This window comes from Pseudomonas sp. CFBP13509 (genome assembly GCF_005233485.1).
GTDB classification, from domain to species: domain Bacteria; phylum Pseudomonadota; class Gammaproteobacteria; order Pseudomonadales; family Pseudomonadaceae; genus Aquipseudomonas; species Aquipseudomonas marginalis.
In genome coordinates this window covers 1-21,538 of the sequence record NZ_QGAA01000005.1, presented here as the reverse complement: position 1 = coordinate 21,538, position 21,538 = coordinate 1, and the positions used below count along the sequence as shown (strand labels likewise).

The following is a 21,538-nucleotide window of genomic DNA, read 5'->3' as shown; positions in this document are numbered from 1 at the left end:
ACCCCTTCCTTACTCAGCACTGCTGCTGAAATCGAGATCTTGGCCTGGCTGAAGGGAGATAACTGCCTTCTTCCAGTCATTACGCTTGCCCAGACCGCGAGCAGTGCGCTTGCTCTTACCCAGAACATTCAGGGTAGTAACACGCTCAACTTTCACGCTGAACAGGCTTTCGACGGCCTTCTTGATTTCCAGCTTGGTTGCGTCAGTTGCAACCTTGAAAACGAACTGGCCTTTCTTGTCAGCCAGAACCGTAGCCTTTTCGGAAACGTGCGGGCCAAGCAGAACTTTAAATACGCGTTCCTGGTTCATCCCAGCAGCTCCTCGAATTTCTTCACGGCCGACACGGTGATCAACACCTTGTCGTATGCGATCAGACTAACTGGATCGGAACCTTGCACGTCACGTACATCAACGTGTGGCAGGTTACGAGCAGCCAGGTACAGGTTCTGATCAACAGCTTCAGACACGATCAAAACGTCGGTCAGGCTCATGTTGTTCAGTTTGCCCAGCAGATCTTTGGTTTTTGGACTTTCAACAGCGAAGTCCTGAACCACGACCAGGCGATCAGTACGCACGAGTTCAGCAAGGATGGAGCGCAGTGCTGCGCGATACATCTTCTTGTTGAGCTTCTGAGAGTGATCCTGCGGACGAGCTGCGAAAGTGGTACCGCCGCCGCGCCAGATTGGGCTACGGATAGTACCGGCACGAGCACGGCCAGTACCTTTCTGACGCCAAGGGCGCTTACCGCCACCACGAACGTCGGAACGGGTCTTTTGCTGCTTGCTACCTTGACGGCCGCCGGCCATGTAGGCCACGACTGCTTGGTGAACCAGCGTCTCGTTGAATTCGCCGCCAAATGTCAGTTCGGAAACTTCGATCGCTTGAGCGTCATTTACATTTAATTGCATGTCAGCTTCCCCTTAACCGCGAGCCTTGGCCGCTGGACGTACAACCAGGTTGCCGCCAGTAGCGCCAGGAACAGCACCCTTGACCAACAACAGATTGCGTTCAGCGTCGACGCGCACTACTTCGAGGGACTGCACGGTCACGCGCTCAGCGCCCATATGACCGGACATTTTTTTGCCCTTGAATACACGACCAGGAGTCTGGCACTGGCCAATAGAGCCCGGGACGCGGTGGGAAACGGAGTTACCGTGAGTGTTGTCTTGACCACGGAAATTCCAACGCTTGATCGTACCCTGGAAGCCTTTACCCTTGGACTGACCGGTTACATCAACCAGTTGACCAGCGGCGAAGATTTCAGCGTTGATCAGATCGCCAGCCTGGTAGTCGCCTTCTTCAAGACGGAACTCCATGACAGTACGACCAGCTGCAACGTTTGCTTTAGCGAAGTGACCTGCTTGAGCAGCAGTCACACGCGAAGCGCGACGCTCGCCGACAGTGACTTGCACTGCACGATAGCCATCGGTTTCTTCAGTTTTGAACTGGGTGACGCGATTCGGCTCGATCTCAATGACCGTAACCGGAATGGAGACACCTTCTTCGGTGAAAATACGGGTCATACCGCATTTACGACCGACTACACCAATAGTCATGTTGTAAACCTCATGAGTGTACGGGGCTTTCACCCGCTATGGCCGCCCATTTCAGAGCGTTACACGACTAAGACCCAAGTCTTAGCCGAGGCTGATCTGTACTTCCACACCGGCCGCCAGATCAAGCTTCATAAGAGCATCAACGGTTTTATCCGTTGGCTGGACGATGTCCAGTACGCGCTTATGAGTACGGATCTCGTACTGGTCACGCGCGTCTTTGTTGACGTGCGGGGAGACCAGAACGGTGAACCGCTCTTTACGGGTAGGCAGTGGAATTGGACCACGCACTTGAGCACCAGTACGTTTCGCGGTTTCCACGATTTCCTGGGTGGATTGGTCGATCAGGCGATGGTCAAAAGCCTTCAACCTGATACGGATTTGCTGATTTTGCATTGGATTTCAGACTCCGGCTGCTATTCCCAGCGAGCGCAATACGCCCGTTAAAAGGAGGCGCAATTCTATAGACGCCCTAGATAGGTGTCAACCCAATAAAAAAGCCCCCGCTGAGCGGGGGCTTTTCAAAGCATCGAAGCTATCTCAGAAGAGACGCTTACTCGATGATTTTAGCTACAACACCAGCACCAACGGTACGGCCGCCTTCACGGATAGCGAAGCGCAGACCGTCTTCCATTGCGATGGTCTTGATCAGGGTAACTTCCATTTGGATGTTATCGCCTGGCATTACCATTTCAACGCCTTCTGGCAGCTGGCAGTTACCAGTCACGTCAGTAGTACGGAAGTAGAACTGTGGACGGTAGCCTTTGAAGAACGGAGTGTGACGACCGCCTTCTTCCTTGCTCAGAACGTAAACTTCTGCGGTGAACTTGGTGTGCGGCTTAACCGAACCTGGCTTAACCAGAACCTGGCCACGCTCAACGTCGTCACGCTTGGTACCACGCAGCAGAACGCCGCAGTTCTCGCCAGCACGACCTTCGTCGAGCAGCTTGCGGAACATTTCAACACCAGTGCAAACAGTGTTGGTAGTGTCACGCAGACCAACGATTTCCAGCGCATCTTGAACGCGAACGATACCGCGCTCGATACGACCAGTCACAACAGTACCACGACCGGAGATCGAGAATACGTCTTCGATTGGCATCAGGAACGGCTTGTCGGTCAGACGAACTGGTTCTGGGATGTAGCTGTCCAGGGTTTCAACCAGTTTACGAACGGCAGTGGTGCCCATTTCGTTATCGTCTTTGCCTTCCAGCGCCATACGAGCAGAACCGATGATGATCGGAGTGTCGTCGCCCGGGAAGTCGTAAGTGCTCAGCAGATCGCGCACTTCCATCTCAACCAGTTCCAGCAGCTCAGCGTCGTCTACCAGGTCAGCCTTGTTCAGGAAAACCACGATGTACGGAACGCCTACCTGACGGGACAGCAGGATGTGCTCACGGGTTTGTGGCATCGGACCATCAGCGGCCGAGCAAACCAGGATCGCGCCGTCCATCTGGGCAGCACCAGTGATCATGTTCTTCACATAGTCAGCGTGACCTGGGCAGTCAACGTGAGCGTAGTGACGGATCTTCGAGTTGTACTCGACGTGCGCGGTGTTGATGGTGATACCACGAGCTTTTTCTTCTGGAGCGCTGTCGATTTTATCGAAATCAACGACTGCAGAACCGAAAACCTCGGAGCAGACGCGAGTCAGAGCTGCGGTCAGAGTGGTTTTACCGTGGTCAACGTGACCGATAGTGCCAACGTTGACGTGCGGTAGGGAACGATCAAATTTTTCTTTAGCCACGACAATTAACTCCTTGCCTAAAGGACTGAATCAGCCTTGTTTTTTGGATACAGTTTCAGCGATGTGCGCCGGAGCTGTGTTGTATTTTTTGAATTCCATAGAGTAGCTTGCGCGACCCTGGGACATGGAGCGAACGTCGGTCGCATAACCGAACATCTCACCCAACGGAACCTCGGCGCGAATCACCTTGCCGGAAACCGTGTCTTCCATACCCAAGATCATGCCGCGACGACGGTTAAGGTCGCCCATGACATCACCCATATAGTCTTCAGGTGTAACAACTTCTACCGCCATGATTGGCTCAAGCAACTCACCACCGCCCTTCTGGGCCAGTTGCTTGGTTGCCATGGAAGCAGCCACCTTAAACGCCATCTCGTTGGAGTCGACGTCGTGGTAAGAACCGTCAAAAACGGTTGCTTTCAGGCCGATCAGCGGATAGCCGGCAACAACACCGTTCTTCATCTGCTCTTCGATACCCTTCTGGATAGCAGGGATGTATTCCTTAGGAACAACACCACCCACTACTTCGTTCACGAATTGCAGACCTTCCTGACCTTCGTCAGCAGGAGCAAAACGGATCCAGCAGTGACCGAACTGACCACGACCGCCGGACTGACGAACGAACTTGCCTTCGATTTCGCAGTTCTTCGTGATGCGCTCACGATAGGAAACCTGAGGCTTACCGATGTTGGCTTCGACGTTGAACTCACGGCGCATCCGGTCAACCAGGATGTCCAGGTGCAACTCGCCCATACCAGAGATGATCGTTTGACCAGTCTCTTCATCAGTTTTGACGCGGAAAGATGGATCTTCCTGAGCAAGCTTGCCCAGAGCGATACCCATTTTTTCCTGGTCATCCTTGGTCTTAGGCTCTACGGCAACCGAAATAACCGGCTCCGGGAAGTCCATGCGAACCAGGATGATTGGCTTGGCAGCGTCGCACAAAGTCTCACCAGTGGTGACGTCCTTCATGCCGATCAAGGCCGCGATGTCACCAGCGCGCACTTCCTTGATCTCTTCACGGGCGTTTGCGTGCATTTGCACCATACGACCCACACGCTCTTTCTTGCCTTTGACCGAGTTGATCACGCCGTCGCCGGAGGCCAACACGCCCGAGTAAACACGGACGAAGGTCAGAGTACCCACGAATGGGTCGGTAGCGATCTTGAACGCCAGAGCCGAGAACGGCTCGCTGTCGTCAGCATGACGCTCCATCTCTTCTTCCTCGTTATCAGGGTTGGTGCCCTTGATAGCAGGAATGTCGGTTGGAGCAGGCAGATAGTCGATCACGGCGTCGAGAACCAGGGGAACACCCTTGTTCTTGAAGGAAGAACCGCAAACAGCCAAGACGATCTCACCAGCGATAGTACGCTGACGCAGAGCGGCCTTGATTTCCACGTTGGTGAGCTCTTCACCTTCGAGGTACTTGTTCATCAGCTCTTCGCTGGCTTCGGCGGCAGCCTCAACCATGTTGTTGCGCCACTCGTCAGCCAGTTCCTGCAATTCTGCAGGGATAGGCTTGCGAACAGGAACCATACCTTTGTCAGCGTCATTCCAGTAGACCGCTTCCATGTTGATCAGATCGATCTGACCCTGGAAGTTGTCTTCGGAACCGATTGCCAATTGGATTGGCACCGGAGTATGACCCAGACGCTGCTTGATCTGACCGATCACGCGCAGGAAGTTGGCACCAGCACGGTCCATCTTGTTTACATAAACAAGACGTGGAACGCCGTATTTGTTGGCTTGACGCCATACGGTTTCCGACTGAGGCTCGACACCCGAGGTACCGCAGAACACAACGACAGCGCCGTCGAGTACGCGCAGGGAACGTTCAACTTCAATAGTGAAGTCTACGTGGCCTGGGGTATCGATAACGTTGAAGCGGTGCTCATCTTTGTACTGCTTCTCGGAACCTTTCCAGAAGGCGGTAATAGCAGCAGAAGTAATGGTAATACCACGCTCCTGCTCCTGAACCATCCAGTCTGTGGTCGCGGCGCCATCATGCACCTCGCCCATTTTGTGACTTTTGCCGGTGTAAAACAGTACGCGCTCGGTCGTGGTGGTTTTACCAGCATCCACGTGAGCAACGATACCGATGTTACGGTAGCGGCTAATCGGAGTAGTACGAGCCATAAAGCCCTCGCAAAATTAGTGAAGCTAAGATTAGAAGCGGTAGTGCGAGAAAGCTTTGTTAGCTTCAGCCATACGGTGCACGTCTTCACGCTTCTTAACAGCAGCACCTTTACCTTCAGCAGCGTCCAACAGTTCGCCGGCCAAACGCAGAGCCATAGACTTCTCGCCGCGCTTACGGGCGAAGTCTACCAACCAGCGCATTGCCAGAGCGTTACGACGGGACGGACGAACTTCGACCGGAACCTGGTAAGTAGCACCGCCTACACGGCGCGACTTCACTTCGACCAGCGGAGCGATGGCGTCGAGAGCTTTCTCGAAGATTTCCAGGGGGTCGCTGTTCTTGCGTTCTTTAACCTTTTCCAGCGCGCCATAAACGATACGCTCGGCAACGGCTTTCTTGCCGCTTTCCATCACGTGGTTCATGAACTTGGCCAGAATTTGGCTTCCGTATTTTGGATCGTCAAGCACTTCGCGCTTGGCTGCTACGCGTCTTCTTGGCATGGATAAGCCCTCAAACGGTCTTCAGGTTCGCTCGGAATCGGTGCCCTTTCGGGACGCCTCCGACCTTACTCTTATCGACTCAGAAAATAAGATGATTCAGTTTTACAAAAAGCCGCTACTACTTAGGCTTCTTGGTACCGTACTTCGAACGACCCTGGTTACGACCTTTAACGCCGGAAGTATCCAAGGAGCCGCGTACGGTGTGATAACGAACACCTGGCAAGTCTTTTACACGACCGCCACGGATCAGTACCACGCTGTGCTCTTGCAGGTTGTGGCCTTCACCGCCGATGTACGAGGAAACCTCGAAACCGTTGGTCAGGCGCACACGGCATACTTTACGCAGTGCCGAGTTAGGTTTTTTCGGCGTGGTGGTATACACACGGGTGCATACGCCACGACGTTGCGGGCAGTTCTGCAGCGCAGGCACGTCGGATTTCTCGACGATACGCTTACGCGGCTGACGTACCAGCTGGTTGATAGTTGCCATCTACTAGCTCCACTGTTGTCTTGCGACGCTATTGTCTTGCAAGAAAAGCAAAATGGCAGGAACGAATTCCCGCCAAATTTAGGGGTACAAGAGTCTAAAGAGGATCTTGCCCCCAGTCAAGGCAAGGCCCCGACCTCCCCTCCCGTCGAAGCCGGGCAAATTTGCCTTGATCCGACGAATGGGGGCTGCCAGGGCCCAGACTTATTTACCGCAGAACTCAGTTACCGCTTGAGTTCAGCGCTTCGGTCAGTGCGGCTTCCACTTCACTGGCGCTTACGCGCAACGGCTTGTCAGCATCACGGCGACGCTTACGCTCGCTGTGATAGGCCAAACCGGTACCAGCCGGGATCAGACGACCCACGACCACGTTCTCTTTCAGGCCGCGCAGGTAATCGCGCTTGCCGGTTACCGCTGCTTCGGTCAGTACGCGAGTGGTCTCCTGGAAGGAGGCCGCCGAGATGAACGACTCAGTGGACAACGACGCCTTGGTGATACCCAGCAGTACGCGAGTGAACTTGGAAACGAATTTCTCGTCGCCAGCCAGACGCTCGTTTTCCACCAGCACGTGAGTCAGTTCCATCTGGTCGCCCTTGATGAAACTGGAATCGCCGGATTCAGCGATCTCAACTTTACGCAGCATCTGACGCAGGATGGTCTCGATGTGCTTATCGTTGATCTTCACGCCTTGCAGGCGGTAAACGTCCTGGATCTCGTTAACGATGTACTTGGCCAGCGCACTCACACCCAGCAGACGCAGGATGTCGTGTGGATCGCTCGGGCCGTCGGAGATCACTTCGCCGCGGTTTACCTGTTCGCCTTCGAACACGTTCAGGTGACGCCACTTTGGAATCAGCTCTTCGTACGGATCGGTACCGTCGTTCGGGGTAATAACCAGACGGCGCTTGCCCTTGGTTTCTTTACCGAACGCGATAGTGCCGCTGACTTCAGCCAGAATCGACGCTTCTTTCGGACGACGAGCTTCGAACAAGTCGGCAACACGCGGCAAACCACCGGTGATGTCACGGGTCTTCGAAGTTTCTTGCGGGATACGCGCGATAACATCACCGATCGCGATCTTCGCACCATCCGCTACACCGACCAGGGCGTTGGCTGGCAGGAAGTACTGAGCGATTACGTCAGTGCCTGGCAGCAACAGATCCTTGCCGTTGTCATCGACCATTTTCACGGCAGGACGGATGTCCTTACCGGCAGCTGGACGATCTTTCGCGTCGAGTACTTCAATGTTGGTCATACCGGTCAATTCGTCAGTCTGACGCTTGATCGTGATGCCTTCTTCCATGCCCACGTAGGTCACGGTACCTTTCATTTCGGTAACGATTGGGTGAGTGTGCGGATCCCACTTGGCCACGATTGCGCCAGCGTCGACCTTGTCACCCTCTTTAACCGAAATCACAGCACCGTACGGCAGCTTGTAGCGCTCACGCTCACGACCGTAGTCATCAGCGATTGCCAGCTCACCGGAACGCGACACAGCAACCAGGTGACCATCCACTCGCTCAACGTGCTTCAGGTTGTGCAGGCGGACAGTACCGCCATTCTTCACCTGAACGCTGTCGGCTGCGGAGGTCCGGCTTGCCGCACCACCAATGTGGAACGTACGCATGGTCAGCTGGGTACCCGGCTCACCGATGGACTGGGCAGCAATAACGCCGACCGCTTCACCGATGTTCACCTGGTGACCACGAGCCAAGTCACGGCCGTAGCACTTGGCGCAAATGCCGTAGCGGGTTTCGCAGCTGATCGGCGAGCGAACGATCACTTCGTCGATGCTGTTGAGTTCGATGAACTCGACCCACTTCTCGTCCACCAGAGTGCCGGCAGGAACGATAACTTCCTCGGTACCTGGCTTGAATACGTCACGGGCAATAACACGACCCAGTACGCGCTCACCCAGCGGCTCTACAACGTCACCGCCTTCAATGTGCGGAGTCATCAGCAGGCCGTGCTCGGTGCCGCAGTCGATCTCGGTGACAACCAGATCTTGCGCAACGTCTACCAGACGACGCGTCAGGTAACCGGAGTTAGCGGTTTTCAACGCGGTATCCGCCAGACCTTTCCGAGCACCGTGAGTAGAGATGAAGTACTGGAGTACGCTCAAACCTTCACGGAAGTTCGCAGTAATCGGCGTTTCGATGATGGAGCCGTCCGGCTTGGCCATCAGGCCACGCATACCGGCGAGCTGACGGATCTGCGCAGCAGAACCCCGTGCGCCCGAGTCGGCCATCATGTACATCGAGTTGAAGGACTCTTGGTCAACTTCGTCGCCGTGACGGTCGATGACCTTCTCTTTCGAGAGGTTGGCCATCATCGCCTTGGACACTTCGTCGTTGGCCTTGGACCAAAGGTCGATCACTTTGTTGTACTTCTCGCCCTGTGTTACCAGGCCCGAGGCGTACTGGCTTTCGATCTCTTTCACTTCATCAGTAGCAGCACTGATGATGCGGGCTTTTTCATCAGGAATAACGAAGTCGTTAACACCGATGGAAACGCCGGAAATGGTCGAATAGGCAAAACCGGTGTACATCAACTGGTCAGCGAAGATCACGGTCTCTTTCAGACCAACCACGCGATAGCATTGGTTGATCAGCTTGGAGATCGCCTTTTTCTTCATCGGCAGGTTGACGACGTCGTACGACAGGCCTTTTGGCACAACCTGGTACAACAGCGCACGGCCAACGGTGGTGTCGACAATACGGGTGCCGCTCACGCTGCCGCCATCACGGTCGTTGACAGTTTCGTTGATGCGCACTTTGACCTTGGCGTGCAGTGCGGCTTCGCCGGCACGGAACACCCGGTCAACTTCCTGCAGGTCAGCGAACACACGACCTTCGCCTTTGGCGTTGATCGCCTCACGGGTCATGTAGTACAGACCCAACACAACGTCCTGCGACGGAACGATGATTGGCTCACCGTTGGCTGGCGACAGAATGTTGTTGGTCGACATCATCAACGCACGCGCTTCCAACTGGGCTTCCAGTGTCAGCGGCACGTGCACGGCCATTTGGTCGCCGTCGAAGTCGGCGTTGTACGCAGCACAGACCAGAGGGTGCAGCTGGATAGCCTTACCTTCGATCAGTACCGGTTCAAACGCCTGGATACCCAGACGGTGAAGGGTCGGTGCACGGTTGAGGAGAACCGGGTGTTCGCGAATCACTTCAGCGAGAACGTCCCAAACCTCTGGCAGCTCGCGCTCGACCATTTTCTTGGCCGCTTTGATGGTGGTCGCGAGACCGCGCATTTCCAGCTTGCCGAAGATGAATGGCTTGAACAGCTCAAGTGCCATCTTCTTAGGCAGACCGCACTGGTGCAGACGCAGGGTCGGGCCTACGGTAATTACCGAACGACCAGAGTAGTCAACACGCTTACCGAGCAAGTTCTGACGGAAACGACCTTGCTTACCCTTGATCATGTCAGCCAAGGATTTCAGAGGACGCTTGTTGGAACCGGTGATAGCGCGGCCACGACGACCGTTGTCGAGCAGGGCATCGACAGCTTCCTGCAACATACGCTTTTCGTTGCGCACGATGATGTCCGGAGCGGACAGATCGAGCAGGCGCTTCAAGCGGTTGTTACGGTTGATCACACGGCGGTACAGGTCGTTGAGGTCGGAAGTCGCGAAACGACCACCATCCAACGGCACCAGCGGACGCAGATCCGGCGGCAGAACCGGCAGAACGGTCAGCACCATCCACTCTGGCAGATTGCCGGAACCCTGGAAGGCTTCCATCAACTTCAGACGCTTGGACAGCTTCTTGATCTTGGTTTCGGAGTTGGTTTGCGGAATCTCTTCGCGCAGACGACCAATCTCGTGCTCCAGGTCGATAGCGTGCAGCAGTTCGCGGACAGCTTCGGCACCCATGCGGGCATCGAAATCATCACCGAACTCTTCCAACGCCTCGAAGTACTGCTCGTCGTTCAGCAGCTGACCTTTTTCAAGGGTAGTCATGCCTGGATCGATAACGACATAGCTCTCGAAGTAGAGAACGCGTTCGATATCACGCAGGGTCATGTCCATCAGCAAGCCGATACGGGACGGCAGCGATTTCAGGAACCAGATGTGGGCAACCGGCGAAGCCAGCTCGATGTGCGCCATGCGCTCACGACGAACCTTGGCCAGTGCAACTTCAACGCCACACTTCTCGCAGATCACACCACGGTGCTTCAAGCGCTTGTACTTACCGCACAGGCACTCGTAATCCTTTACCGGGCCAAAGATCTTGGCGCAGAACAGGCCGTCACGCTCAGGTTTGAACGTACGGTAGTTGATGGTTTCCGGCTTTTTAACTTCACCGAACGACCACGAACGGATCATCTCAGGCGATGCCAATCCAATACGGATGGCGTCGAACTCTTCGACTTGACCCTGGTTTTTCAGCAAATTCAGTAGGTCTTTCAAGGCCTTTCCTCCTGGCGGAGCAGAGAGCGGGCTAAACAGCCCCGCTCTCGATTCGCGTCACGTGTTATTCGGTTTCCAGATCGATATCGATGCCGAGGGAACGAATTTCTTTGATCAACACGTTGAAGGACTCGGGCATGCCCGGCTCCATACGGTGATCGCCATCCACGATGTTTTTGTACATCTTGGTACGACCGTTCACATCGTCCGACTTCACTGTGAGCATTTCTTGCAGAGTGTAAGCGGCACCGTATGCTTCCAGTGCCCAGACCTCCATCTCCCCGAAACGCTGACCACCGAACTGAGCCTTACCACCCAGCGGCTGCTGGGTAACCAGGCTGTACGAACCGGTAGAACGAGCGTGCATCTTGTCGTCTACCAAGTGGTTCAGCTTCAGCATGTACATGTAGCCAACAGTAACCGGGCGCTCGAACTTGTTGCCGGTACGGCCGTCGAACAGCTGCATCTGGCCGCTTTCTGGCAGGTCTGCCAGTTTCAGCATGGCCTTGATTTCGCTTTCCTTGGCACCGTCGAACACCGGGGTAGCCATTGGAACGCCACCGCGCAGGTTCTTCGCCAGATCCAGGATTTCCTGGTCGGAGAAGGTATCCAGCTCTTCCTTGCGACCGCCGATCTCGTTGTAGATCTCGTGCAGGAACTTACGCAGGTCAGCAACCTTGCGCTGCTCTTCGATCATACGATTGATCTTCTCGCCCAGACCTTTAGCCGCTAGGCCCAGGTGGGTTTCAAGGATCTGACCAACGTTCATACGCGAAGGTACGCCCAGTGGGTTGAGGACGACGTCGACCGGGGTGCCATTGGCATCGTGCGGCATGTCTTCAACCGGCATGATCACGGAGACCACACCTTTGTTACCGTGACGACCGGCCATCTTGTCGCCCGGCTGGATGCGGCGACGGATTGCCAGGTAAACCTTGACGATTTTCAGCACGCCTGGAGCCAGGTCATCGCCCTGCTGCAGTTTGCGCTTCTTGTCTTCGAACTTGTCGTCCAGCAGACGGCGACGATCAACGATATAGGCCTGGGCCTTCTCGAGCTGCTCGTTAAGAGCATCTTCAGCCATGCGCAGTTTGAACCACTGGCCGTGCTCAAGACCGTCGAGGATTTCGTCGGTGATGTCCTGACCTTTCTTCAGACCTGCGCCGCCTTCAGCCTTGTGGCCTACCAGGGCGGAACGCAGACGTTCGAAGGTCGCGCCTTCAACGATACGGAACTCTTCGTTGAGGTCCTTGCGGATCTCGTCGAGCTGGGTCTTCTCGATGGACAGTGCACGAGCATCACGCTCGACGCCGTCACGGGTGAAGACCTGCACGTCGATGACAGTACCCTTGGTACCGGTAGGTACACGCAGGGAGGTGTCTTTAACGTCGCTGGCTTTTTCACCGAAGATGGCACGCAGCAGCTTCTCTTCCGGAGTCAGTTGGGTCTCGCCTTTCGGAGTGACCTTACCAACCAGGATGTCGCCCGCACCCACTTCAGCACCTACGTAAACGATACCGGCTTCGTCCAGCTTGTTCAGTGCAGCTTCACCCACGTTCGGGATGTCTGCAGTGATTTCCTCTGGCCCAAGCTTGGTGTCACGCGCCACACAGGTCAGTTCCTGAATGTGGATCGTGGTGAAGCGATCTTCTTGAACCACACGCTCGGACAGGCAGATGGAGTCTTCGAAGTTGAAGCCGTTCCATGCCATGAACGCGATGCGCATGTTCTGACCCAGAGCCAATTCACCCATATCGGTGGACGGACCGTCAGCCATGATGTCGCTACGCTGAACGCGATCACCCTTGCGCACCAGCGGACGCTGGTTGATGCAAGTGTTCTGGTTCGAGCGGGTGTATTTGGTCAGGTTGTAGATGTCGACACCGGCTTCACCCGTTTCAACTTCGTCATCAGCAACACGAACCACGATACGGCTGGCATCAACGGAATCGATCACGCCGCCACGACGAGCCACGACACAAACGCCGGAGTCACGGGCTACGTTACGCTCCATGCCGGTACCTACCAGCGGCTTGTCGGCACGCAGGGTCGGTACAGCTTGACGCTGCATGTTGGAACCCATCAACGCACGGTTGGCGTCATCGTGTTCCAGGAACGGGATCAGCGACGCTGCGACCGAAACTACCTGCTTCGGCGATACGTCCATCAAGGTGACGTCTTCCGGCGCCTTGACGGTGAACTCGTTCAGGTGACGAACAGCTACCAGCTCGTCGATCAGGACCTTCTTGTCGTTCATCGTGGCCGAAGCCTGAGCGATCACGTGATCAGCTTCTTCGATGGCGGACAGGAACACGATCTCGTCGGTGACCAGGGCGTCTTTCACCACACGGTACGGGCTCTCAAGGAAGCCGTACTGGTTGGTGCGCGCATAGGCGGCCAGGGAGTTGATCAGACCGATGTTCGGGCCTTCCGGCGTTTCGATTGGGCATACACGACCGTAGTGAGTCGGGTGTACGTCACGCACTTCAAAGCCAGCACGCTCACGGGTCAGACCGCCCGGGCCCAGTGCGGAAACACGGCGCTTGTGGGTGATCTCGGAAAGCGGGTTGTTCTGGTCCATGAACTGCGAGAGCTGGCTGGAACCGAAGAACTCTTTCACCGCCGCAGCCACTGGCTTGGCGTTGATCAGGTCTTGCGGCATCAGGCCTTCGCTTTCAGCCATCGACAGACGCTCTTTGACCGCACGCTCAACACGCACCAGGCCAACGCGGAACTGGTTCTCGGCCATTTCGCCTACGCAGCGAACACGACGGTTACCCAGGTGGTCGATGTCATCGACGATGCCTTTGCCGTTACGGATGTCGACCAGAGTCTTCAAGACCGCAACGATGTCTTCCTTGCACAGCACACCCGAACCTTCGATCTCGGTGCGACCGATACGACGGTTGAACTTCATCCGGCCGACCGCAGACAGGTCGTAGCGCTCAGGGCTGAAGAACAGGTTGTTGAACAGGGTTTCTGCGGCGTCTTTGGTTGGTGGCTCGCCAGGACGCATCATGCGATAGATTTCTACCAGCGCTTCCAATTGGTTGCTGGTGGAGTCGATCTTCAGGGTGTCGGAGACGAACGGACCACAGTCGATATCGTTGGTGTACAGGGTCTCGATGCGAACAACCTGCGCCTTGGCAATTTTGGCCAGGATCTCGGTGTTCAGCTCGGTGTTGCACTCAGCCAGGATTTCGCCTGTAGCCGGGTGAACGATGACCTTCGCGGTAGTACGGCCCAGGACATAGTCCAGGGGAACTTCCAGCTCTTTGATACCCGCTTTTTCGATCTGGTTGATGTGGCGCGCAGTGATACGACGGCCAGCCTCAACGATGACTTTGCCCTTTTCATCCTGAATGTCCAGGACAGCAATTTCACCACGCAGACGCGAAGCGATCAGCTCCAGCTTGAGGGTTTCATCCTTCAGGCTGAATACGTTGGTGGTGTAGAACGCATCCAGGACTTGCTCAGTGGTGTAACCGAGCGCGCGCAGCAGTACCGAGGCCGGCAGCTTGCGACGACGGTCGATACGCACGAACACGCAGTCTTTCGGATCGAACTCGAAGTCCAACCACGAACCGCGGTACGGAATGATCCGCGCGGAGTACAGGAGCTTGCCGGAGCTGTGCGTCTTGCCGCGGTCGTGATCGAAGAACACGCCCGGGGAACGGTGCAGCTGGGAAACGATAACACGCTCGGTACCATTGATAACGAAGGTACCGTTCTCAGTCATCAATGGGATTTCGCCCATGTAGACTTCTTGCTCTTTGATGTCCTTGATCGCTTTGTTCGACGACTCTTTGTCGAAAATGATCAGACGGACTTTTACCCGCAAAGGTACGGCGTACGTAACACCGCGCAACACGCATTCTTTGACATCAAATGCCGGTTCGCCCAGGCGATAACCGACGTACTCCAGCGCAGCATTGCCGGAGTAGCTGATGATCGGGAAAACGGATTTGAAGGCCGCATGCAGGCCCACGTCGCGGAACTGATCTTTGGTCGCTCCCGCCTGCAAGAATTCACGATACGAATCCAGCTGGATAGCCAGAAGGTACGGGACATCCATGACGTCCGGCAACTTGCTAAAGTCCTTGCGGATACGTTTTTTCTCAGTATATGAGTAAGCCATCAGCGTTCCCCAGCTTGGTCACCTGCTTGTTTGGCCCTCCCGACGGGAGCAGCCAGAAAATCTTGCAAACCCCATGGTTTGCACCACCGCATCGGGTGGCTACAGCACGTTAATGGCGGCGACCGAGTCGACAGCCAAGAACGGAAAAAGGCCGGTGGCAAGAGCCACCAGCCATCAGCCTTCAGCTTAACGCTTGGGCTGGAGACGCAAGGTCGATGCTTACTTCAGCTCGACTTTAGCGCCTGCTTCTTCCAGAGTTGCTTTAGCTTTGTCGCCTGCGTCTTTGGTCACTGCTTCCAGAACCATAGCAGGAGCGCCGTCAACTACAGCCTTGGCTTCTTTCAGGCCCAGGCCGGTCAGTTCACGTACTGCCTTGATGACGTTAACTTTCTTCTCGCCAGCTTCCAGCAGCATGACGTTGAATTCGGTTTGCTCTTCAACAACGGCAGCAGCAGCAGCTGGGCCAGCGGAAGCAGCGGCAGCGGAAACGCCGAATTTTTCTTCGAAAGCTTTGATCAGCTCAACAACCTGCAGAACCGACATTTCAGCTACGGCGTTGAGGATATCGTCTTGGGAGATAGACATTGCTGTATTTCCTGAATTGGGGGACGGCCTACGCGGCCATCGAAATAAACAAAAATACGCGAGAGAAGTTGCTCAGCCTTAGGCTGCGGCAGCTTCTTTTTGCTCGCGAACTGCAGCCAGAGTACGAGCCAGCTTGCTGGTAGCGCCTTGAATCACGCTCATCAGCTGCGAAATGGCTTCGTTACGGGTCGGCAGTGTTGCCAGTACGTCGATTTGGTTAGCTGCGAGGAACTTGCCCTCGAACGCAGCTGCCTTGATCTCGAACTTATCCTGACTCTTAGCGAACTCTTTGAACAAACGGGCAGCAGCGCCTGGATGATCCTTGGAGAACGCAATCAGAGTCGGGCCGGTGAACACGTCATTGAGGACACTGTATTCAGTGTCAGCAACAGCGCGCTTGAGCAGGGTGTTACGTACAACACGTACGTACACGCCAGCTTCACGAGCCTCTTTACGGAGTCCGGTCATAGCGCCTACTGTCACACCACGGGCATCAGCCACGACAGCGGACAGAGCAGCTTTGGCAGCCTCGTTGACTTCAGCGACGATGGCCTTCTTGTCTTCGAGATTAATTGCCACGGGTTTAACTCCTGCTTGTTACCGTTTCATCTGGCCGGAGCCGGATGTCGTTTTGGTGTCTGATTCGGTAAGGAACCGGGAGCACCATCTGCGTAGGCTTGTTGGTTTAAGACTTGCGTCGCCTACGGTCTTGGATAGCCCCCGCCAGGCAGGGACCCCAATCTTTCAATTGGCGCAATCGCTTACGCCAATTTGTGTCTTATACGTCCAGCGAGCCTTGGTCGATGACCAGACCTGGGCCCATGGTGGTGCTCAGGGTAACGCGCTTGACGTAGATACCTTTCGAGGAAGCTGGCTTGATACGCTTCAGATCGGCGATCAGGGCTTCAACGTTTTCCTTCAGCTTGACGGCGTCGAAGCCGACCTTGCCAACGGAGGTGTGAATGATGCCGTTTTTGTCGGTACGATAACGAACCTGACCAGCCTTGGCGTTTTTAACCGCGGTAGCTACGTCTGGCGTTACGGTGCCGACCTTAGGGTTAGGCATCAGGCCACGTGGACCCAGGATCTGACCCAATTGACCCACAACACGCATTGCGTCCGGGGAAGCAATAACTACGTCGTAGTTCAGGTCGCCGCCTTTCATTTCGGCAGCCAGGTCGTCCATACCAACGCGGTCAGCGCCGGCGGCCAGAGCAGCTTCAGCTGCAGGGCCTTGAGTAAAGACAGCTACACGAACAGTCTTACCAGTACCGTGTGGCAGCACAGTAGCGCTACGAACGACCTGGTCAGATTTACGTGGGTCTACACCCAGGTTTACAGCAACGTCAACGGACTCGCTGAACTTGACAGTCGACAGCTCGGTCAGCAGAGCAGCAGCGTCTACAAAATTGTAGGACTTGCCCGCTTCGATTTTGCCGGCGATAGCCTTTTGGCGCTTGGTCAGCTTAGCCATTACACACCCTCCACGTTAAGGCCCATGCTACGAGCAGAACCGGCGATGGTACGCACGGCTGCATCCATATCAGCTGCAGTCAGATCCGCGTTTTTGGTTTTCGCGATTTCTTCCAGCTGAGCACGAGTTACGGTGCCAACCTTAACGGTGTTAGGACGAGCGGAACCGCTAGTCAGACCAGCAGCCTTCTTCAGCAAAACCGAAGCCGGGGTCGACTTGGTTTCGAAAGTGAAGCTACGGTCGCTGTATACAGTGATGATCACTGGAGTCGGCAGACCTGGCTCAAGACCCTGAGTACGGGCGTTGAAAGCCTTGCAGAATTCCATGATGTTCACGCCATGCTGACCCAGGGCTGGACCAACAGGTGGGCTTGGGTTGGCCTGAGCGGCCTTCACTTGCAGCTTGATGTAAGCGGTAATCTTCTTGGCCATGAGGCACTCCAATTACGGGTTCAAGCGCCTCGAAAGGCTCCCCGGTTACTTGCGCGTTTATCCCAGTGACGACAAAACCCCACAGCCTAAGGCTGCGGGGTTGGGATGCTTACTCAGCTAGACCTTCTCGACCTGGCTGAATTCCAACTCTACCGGAGTAGAGCGACCGAAAATGAGCACCGCGACCTGGATCCGGCTCTTTTCGTAGTTAACCTCTTCGACAGTCCCGTTGAAATCAGCAAACGGACCATCCGTGACACGAACAACCTCACCCGGCTCGAACAACGTCTTCGGCTTGGGCTTGTCGCTACCGTCGGCGACACGACGCAGAATTGCTTCTGCCTCTTTGTCAGTGATCGGAGCAGGCTTATCAGCAGTACCGCCGATGAAGCCCATAACACGAGGAGTGTCCTTGACCAAGTGCCAAGTACCCTCATTCATGTCCATCTGCACCAGCACGTAGCCAGGAAAGAACTTGCGCTCACTCTTGCGCTTCTGACCATTCCGCATTTCAACCACTTCTTCAGTGGGAACCAGAATTTCGCCGAAGCCATCTTCCATGCCTGCCAGCTTTACGCGCTCCAGCAAAGAGCGCATAACATGCTTCTCGTAACCCGAGTAAGCATGCACAACGTACCAACGCTTAGCCACGGGACACCCTTAGCCAACAATCAAGGAAACAAGCCAGCCGAGCAGGGAATCAAGACCCCACAACAGCAACGCCATAACCAGAACAACAGCCACAACAATCAACGTGGTCTGCGTGGTTTCTTGGCGAGTTGGCCAAACGACTTTGCGAATTTCGGTGCGAGCTTCCTTCACCAGGACCGCGAAAGACTTGCCTTTGGCAGTCTGCAGGCCTACAAAGGCAGCTACAGCAGCAAGGGCGAGCAAAACGAGAACGCGGTACAGGATCGGCGAAGCAGAATAGTACTGGTTGCCAACAACGCCCACGACCACCAAAGCGACCACAGCGAGCCACTTGACGAGATCGAAACGAGAGCTTTGAGCTTCAGCCTTAGGAGTCATCTATGAAGATCCTGTGAAAAGAAAGCCAGACACACCATGCGAATCTGGCAGGTCAGGAGGGAATCGAACCCCCAACCTACGGTTTTGGAGACCGTCGCTCTGCCAATTGAGCTACTGACCTAAAACAAAATCAGGCCGACCATTATGCAGACCCGAAAAAGACTTTACAACAACCAACCCCCAAAGACTTGAAATCACTCAACAACAAGCAATCTAAACACCATCAAGCCGAGCCAGCCGTTAAAACAAAGGCAGATATTTTCATATCTGCCTTGTTATATGGAGCTCTTGAGCGGATTTGAACCGCTGACCTCACCCTTACCAAGGGTGTGCTCTACCAACTGAGCTACAAGAGCGAAACACAATGCACAACCTGCAAACTTGGAGCGGGTAGCGGGAATCGAACCCGCATCATCAGCTTGGAAGGCTGAGGTTCTACCACTAAACTATACCCGCGGAGCTTGCAGCTCACGCTAAAATGGTGGAGGGGGAAGGATTCGAACCTTCGAAGTCGTAGACGTCAGATTTACAGTCTGATCCCTTTGGCCGCTCGGGAACCCCTCCTAAGCGAGCCGGCATTCTACATCACGCCGGCCTTCTGTCAAGCATTTTCTCATTAAAAATATGAGGTTAGCTGCATTGACCTTCGCTTCGCACCTTAGACCTTAAAGGTCTTCACTGCGAAGCGGGCGCCATTCTATGCAAACTATTCGAGAGTTGCAATGCCTTCGCACAGCATTATTTTATGTTTTAACTCATTGAATTCCTTAGCAAGGTTTTCAAAGGGTAGGTCGTCAGCCAGGCGTCGGCTTTCCGGGGCAACTCGAAGCCAGTAACCTTGCGCATCAGGAGCACTCAGCAGCTGTACCTTAACCTTTATATCCAGGCTAGTGAGGCGCTGCTCAAGGAATTGCGCCTGTCGCTGGTCGGCAAAGCCACCAATGTATAAGCAAGTATTTTGCGCATCAGATGCCTTAGCCCGATCCTTGCGCACCACAGCGTCGGAAGACTCGCTCAGCAGGCGAATATCCTGCTGCGTATTCCGATAGAGGCTCAGAGGGGTCACGTCTTTAGCACGCAACGGCGCCTCTTGCTGATGCCATATGTAGTAGAAGGCGTTCAGGATCAATAAAAGCAAAAACAGCCAACGCATAAACACCTCAAGATAAAGGGCACGCCATTGCCAGACCTACGAAAATCAAATCAGGAACGAGTCGAGCCTGAGGCACGGCATCCCTCACCAAATCAGCATCGCCACCCGTCAGGAATACAGTGAAGTTATCACCCCAATAACTTCGGGCCAGCTCAAGCTGGGTCAGCACAAACCCTCTGAGCATCAACGTACAGCCACGCTCTACAGCCTCTACGGTCGTATGCCCTGGCGATAGACGCTCCAAGGCTCTTTCAGCAGCTGCATCGTCGTAACGTATCTTGCGCGTATGCGTGCGCAGCTGATTACGCATGAGGGGCATACCAGGACAGATGAAGCCACCTAAATGCTCACCATCGCCAGCAACAAAATCTGCAGTAGCAGCCGTACCGAAATCAAGCACCAGGCATGCGCCCGACGCCAATTTGAAGCCGCCCAGCATTGCTAACCAGCGATCAAGGCCAAGACGCTCGAAATCTTCGTAACCGTTGCGCACCCCAGCCATTTCTCGCGCAGAAACAGCGCAGGAAACCGCAACGCCAAAGGCCTCCACCAGCGCCTCAACCAGATTTTTTGTTTCGTCCAGAGCACGAACACTCACCAACCGGCAATGTGTCAATAACACACCAGGCAGCACTGACAGGCTTTCAATCAATGCAACATCCGAACTAGCGACACCTTCTGCAGATGCCGTCGCCCGATCCGAATCAAGTACGCGCCACTTGATGAAGCTATTCCCACAGTCGAGCTCAAGAATCATCACGCAACCTCAGGCTTAACTCACCACCACTGTATGTTTTCTCAACACCACCGACACTTAAACGTAATGCCCCCTGACCGTCGATACCCAGCACCACCCCATCGACACGGTTGGCACCCGCTATGAGTGACACTGCCTTTCCCTGCCAGGCATGACCTTTTTCCCACTCATCCCGAAGCGATGAAAAACCTTGCGCCCTGTGTCGATCCAAGTAGCTTTGCAACTGCAAGCACAGGCGTGCCACCAGAGAGTTACGATCAACTGGAGACCCCGTCTCCAACTGCACTGACGTCCATTGCTGATCAACCTCTTCAGCCTTCTGCATATTCACGTTAATACCGATGCCGAGGACAACGTGGCAAATATCCGCAGGATCCCCTACGAGCTCCAGTAAAATCCCGGCAATCTTCTTCTGCCCCACCAGGACGTCGTTTGGCCACTTCAGAGCCGCCCCCCGCACTCCAGACTCACGCAGCGCCTGCATTACCGCCAAGCCAACCACAAGGCTCAGGCCTTCCAGCTGTCGCGGACCATTCTCGATACGCAATAAGAGGCTGTAATACACATTCTGAGCGAATGGGCTGACCCACTTTCGACCACGTCGCCCTCTTCCCGCCGTTTGCTGCTCCGCAAGCACCAGGTACGGCGTCGCACGCTCAACCTCAACAAGGCGCAGAGCCTCGGCATTTGTCGAGTCGATGGAGTCGTAGATATGGATAGGCCACGCGAGGGAAGACGTATGCAGTGCAATCTGCTCGGAACTCAAGAAAACCAGCGGCGAAGCTAATTGATATCCCCTCCCACGAACCTTGTGGACCGGCAGATTCAATTCGGCCTCAAGATGCTGGAGCTGCTTCCAGACTGCACTGCGACTAACGCCCAGGGCTGCGCCAAGTGCTTCTCCGGAATGGAATCGGCCATCTTTTAGAAGTTCTAACAACGTCAGCATGCAAGTATCGCCTCACAATGAGGCACGCATGATAGCCATGCGCAGGGTCATTGCATAGAAAGGCCGGACTTTAGCATTGAAGAGCCTCCCGAGGCGCCTCTTCGCACTTTCCGACCGCCCAAAACAAAACCCCACCTGCTTTCGCAAATGGGGTTTCGGAATTTAATCTTGACGATGA

The 21,538-nt window shown here is 55.0% G+C and carries 19 protein-coding genes and 4 tRNA genes; all 23 read right to left on the bottom strand.

Annotated features, from left to right (window positions below; translation table 11 throughout):
* Window positions 1-9: 9 nt before the first annotated feature.
* On the bottom strand, window positions 10-309 hold the full coding sequence (gene rplW / locus PspCFBP13509_RS09810; protein ID WP_002555488.1) for a 50S ribosomal protein L23: 300 nt from the start codon (window positions 307-309) through the stop codon (window positions 10-12).
* Entirely contained in the window at window positions 306-908 is a 603-nt protein-coding gene (rplD, locus tag PspCFBP13509_RS09805; protein ID WP_003176424.1) for a 50S ribosomal protein L4, read from the bottom strand. Before rplD ends, rplW begins: the two co-directional genes overlap by 4 nt.
* A gap of 12 nt (window positions 909-920) precedes the next feature.
* A complete protein-coding gene (gene rplC, locus PspCFBP13509_RS09800; RefSeq protein ID WP_007253310.1) occupies window positions 921-1,556 on the bottom strand; it encodes a 50S ribosomal protein L3 in 636 nt (211 codons plus the stop codon).
* 81 nt (window positions 1,557-1,637) lie between these two features.
* Window positions 1,638-1,949, bottom strand: a complete 312-nt coding sequence (gene rpsJ / locus PspCFBP13509_RS09795) for a 30S ribosomal protein S10 (protein WP_003186070.1) — start codon at window positions 1,947-1,949, stop codon at window positions 1,638-1,640.
* Window positions 1,950-2,106: 157 nt separating this feature from the next.
* The gene (tuf, locus tag PspCFBP13509_RS09790) at window positions 2,107-3,300 is read right to left on the bottom strand and encodes an elongation factor Tu (RefSeq protein ID WP_027605166.1); all 1,194 of its coding nucleotides are present in this window, start codon (window positions 3,298-3,300) and stop codon (window positions 2,107-2,109) included.
* 30 nt (window positions 3,301-3,330) lie between these two features.
* Window positions 3,331-5,436, bottom strand: coding sequence for an elongation factor G (gene fusA / locus PspCFBP13509_RS09785; RefSeq protein WP_003210087.1), 2,106 nt, complete (start codon window positions 5,434-5,436; stop codon window positions 3,331-3,333).
* Between the two features lie 30 nt (window positions 5,437-5,466).
* Entirely contained in the window at window positions 5,467-5,937 is a 471-nt protein-coding gene (gene rpsG, locus PspCFBP13509_RS09780) for a 30S ribosomal protein S7 (protein ID WP_002555493.1), read from the bottom strand.
* Between the two features lie 118 nt (window positions 5,938-6,055).
* On the bottom strand, window positions 6,056-6,427 hold the full coding sequence (gene rpsL, locus PspCFBP13509_RS09775) for a 30S ribosomal protein S12 (RefSeq protein ID WP_002555494.1): 372 nt from the start codon (window positions 6,425-6,427) through the stop codon (window positions 6,056-6,058).
* A gap of 217 nt (window positions 6,428-6,644) precedes the next feature.
* Window positions 6,645-10,844, bottom strand: a complete 4,200-nt coding sequence (rpoC, locus tag PspCFBP13509_RS09770) for a DNA-directed RNA polymerase subunit beta' (RefSeq protein ID WP_065924112.1) — start codon at window positions 10,842-10,844, stop codon at window positions 6,645-6,647.
* Between the two features lie 64 nt (window positions 10,845-10,908).
* Entirely contained in the window at window positions 10,909-14,982 is a 4,074-nt protein-coding gene (gene rpoB / locus PspCFBP13509_RS09765) for a DNA-directed RNA polymerase subunit beta (protein ID WP_027605164.1), read from the bottom strand.
* 219 nt (window positions 14,983-15,201) lie between these two features.
* Window positions 15,202-15,567 (bottom strand): 50S ribosomal protein L7/L12, encoded by a 366-nt coding sequence (gene rplL / locus PspCFBP13509_RS09760; protein ID WP_053138313.1) that lies wholly within the window; start codon window positions 15,565-15,567, stop codon window positions 15,202-15,204.
* A 78-nt stretch (window positions 15,568-15,645) separates the two neighbouring features.
* The gene (gene rplJ / locus PspCFBP13509_RS09755) at window positions 15,646-16,146 is read right to left on the bottom strand and encodes a 50S ribosomal protein L10 (protein WP_003176433.1); all 501 of its coding nucleotides are present in this window, start codon (window positions 16,144-16,146) and stop codon (window positions 15,646-15,648) included.
* Between the two features lie 199 nt (window positions 16,147-16,345).
* Complete coding sequence (gene rplA, locus PspCFBP13509_RS09750) at window positions 16,346-17,041, bottom strand: 50S ribosomal protein L1 (protein WP_003176434.1); 696 nt, start codon at window positions 17,039-17,041, stop codon at window positions 16,346-16,348.
* Window positions 17,041-17,472: a 50S ribosomal protein L11 gene (gene rplK / locus PspCFBP13509_RS09745; RefSeq protein WP_003176435.1), complete on the bottom strand. Its 432-nt coding sequence runs from the start codon at window positions 17,470-17,472 to the stop codon at window positions 17,041-17,043. The genes rplA and rplK overlap by 1 nt, the downstream gene beginning before the upstream one ends.
* 117 nt (window positions 17,473-17,589) lie before the next feature.
* Window positions 17,590-18,123 carry a transcription termination/antitermination protein NusG gene (gene nusG / locus PspCFBP13509_RS09740; RefSeq protein ID WP_003176436.1) on the bottom strand — a complete coding sequence of 178 codons (534 nt, stop codon included), beginning with the start codon at window positions 18,121-18,123 and terminating at the stop codon, window positions 17,590-17,592.
* A 9-nt stretch (window positions 18,124-18,132) separates the two neighbouring features.
* Window positions 18,133-18,501: a preprotein translocase subunit SecE gene (gene secE, locus PspCFBP13509_RS09735; RefSeq protein ID WP_027605162.1), complete on the bottom strand. Its 369-nt coding sequence runs from the start codon at window positions 18,499-18,501 to the stop codon at window positions 18,133-18,135.
* A 45-nt stretch (window positions 18,502-18,546) separates the two neighbouring features.
* Window positions 18,547-18,622 (bottom strand) — tRNA-Trp (locus PspCFBP13509_RS09730).
* Between the two features lie 159 nt (window positions 18,623-18,781).
* A tRNA-Thr gene (locus tag PspCFBP13509_RS09725) sits at window positions 18,782-18,857 on the bottom strand.
* A gap of 26 nt (window positions 18,858-18,883) precedes the next feature.
* Window positions 18,884-18,957 (bottom strand) — tRNA-Gly (locus PspCFBP13509_RS09720).
* Between the two features lie 23 nt (window positions 18,958-18,980).
* Window positions 18,981-19,065: transfer RNA gene (locus PspCFBP13509_RS09715), tRNA-Tyr, on the bottom strand.
* A gap of 142 nt (window positions 19,066-19,207) precedes the next feature.
* Entirely contained in the window at window positions 19,208-19,654 is a 447-nt protein-coding gene (locus PspCFBP13509_RS09710; RefSeq protein ID WP_027605161.1) for a hypothetical protein, read from the bottom strand.
* Window positions 19,655-19,661: 7 nt separating this feature from the next.
* Window positions 19,662-20,411: a pantothenate kinase gene (locus PspCFBP13509_RS09705; protein ID WP_065924111.1), complete on the bottom strand. Its 750-nt coding sequence runs from the start codon at window positions 20,409-20,411 to the stop codon at window positions 19,662-19,664.
* Complete coding sequence (gene birA / locus PspCFBP13509_RS09700) at window positions 20,401-21,360, bottom strand: bifunctional biotin--[acetyl-CoA-carboxylase] ligase/biotin operon repressor BirA (RefSeq protein ID WP_065924110.1); 960 nt, start codon at window positions 21,358-21,360, stop codon at window positions 20,401-20,403. Before birA ends, PspCFBP13509_RS09705 begins: the two co-directional genes overlap by 11 nt.
* Between the last annotated feature and the right edge of the window lie 178 nt (window positions 21,361-21,538).

Coding starts and splice junctions, on each gene's coding strand:
- rplW (WP_002555488.1), bottom strand. CDS start 309: ATGAACCAGGAACGCGTATTTAAAGTTCTGCTTGGCCCGCACGTTTCC.
- rplD (WP_003176424.1), bottom strand. CDS start 908: ATGCAATTAAATGTAAATGACGCTCAAGCGATCGAAGTTTCCGAACTG.
- rplC (WP_007253310.1), bottom strand. CDS start 1,556: ATGACTATTGGTGTAGTCGGTCGTAAATGCGGTATGACCCGTATTTTC.
- rpsJ (WP_003186070.1), bottom strand. CDS start 1,949: ATGCAAAATCAGCAAATCCGTATCAGGTTGAAGGCTTTTGACCATCGC.
- fusA (WP_003210087.1), bottom strand. CDS start 5,436: ATGGCTCGTACTACTCCGATTAGCCGCTACCGTAACATCGGTATCGTT.
- rpsG (WP_002555493.1), bottom strand. CDS start 5,937: ATGCCAAGAAGACGCGTAGCAGCCAAGCGCGAAGTGCTTGACGATCCA.
- rpsL (WP_002555494.1), bottom strand. CDS start 6,427: ATGGCAACTATCAACCAGCTGGTACGTCAGCCGCGTAAGCGTATCGTC.
- rpoB (WP_027605164.1), bottom strand. CDS start 14,982: ATGGCTTACTCATATACTGAGAAAAAACGTATCCGCAAGGACTTTAGC.
- rplL (WP_053138313.1), bottom strand. CDS start 15,567: ATGTCTATCTCCCAAGACGATATCCTCAACGCCGTAGCTGAAATGTCG.
- rplA (WP_003176434.1), bottom strand. CDS start 17,041: ATGGCTAAGCTGACCAAGCGCCAAAAGGCTATCGCCGGCAAAATCGAA.
- rplK (WP_003176435.1), bottom strand. CDS start 17,472: ATGGCCAAGAAGATTACCGCTTACATCAAGCTGCAAGTGAAGGCCGCT.
- secE (WP_027605162.1), bottom strand. CDS start 18,501: ATGACTCCTAAGGCTGAAGCTCAAAGCTCTCGTTTCGATCTCGTCAAG.
- PspCFBP13509_RS09710 (WP_027605161.1), bottom strand. CDS start 19,654: ATGCGTTGGCTGTTTTTGCTTTTATTGATCCTGAACGCCTTCTACTAC.
- PspCFBP13509_RS09705 (WP_065924111.1), bottom strand. CDS start 20,411: ATGATTCTTGAGCTCGACTGTGGGAATAGCTTCATCAAGTGGCGCGTA.
- birA (WP_065924110.1), bottom strand. CDS start 21,360: ATGCTGACGTTGTTAGAACTTCTAAAAGATGGCCGATTCCATTCCGGA.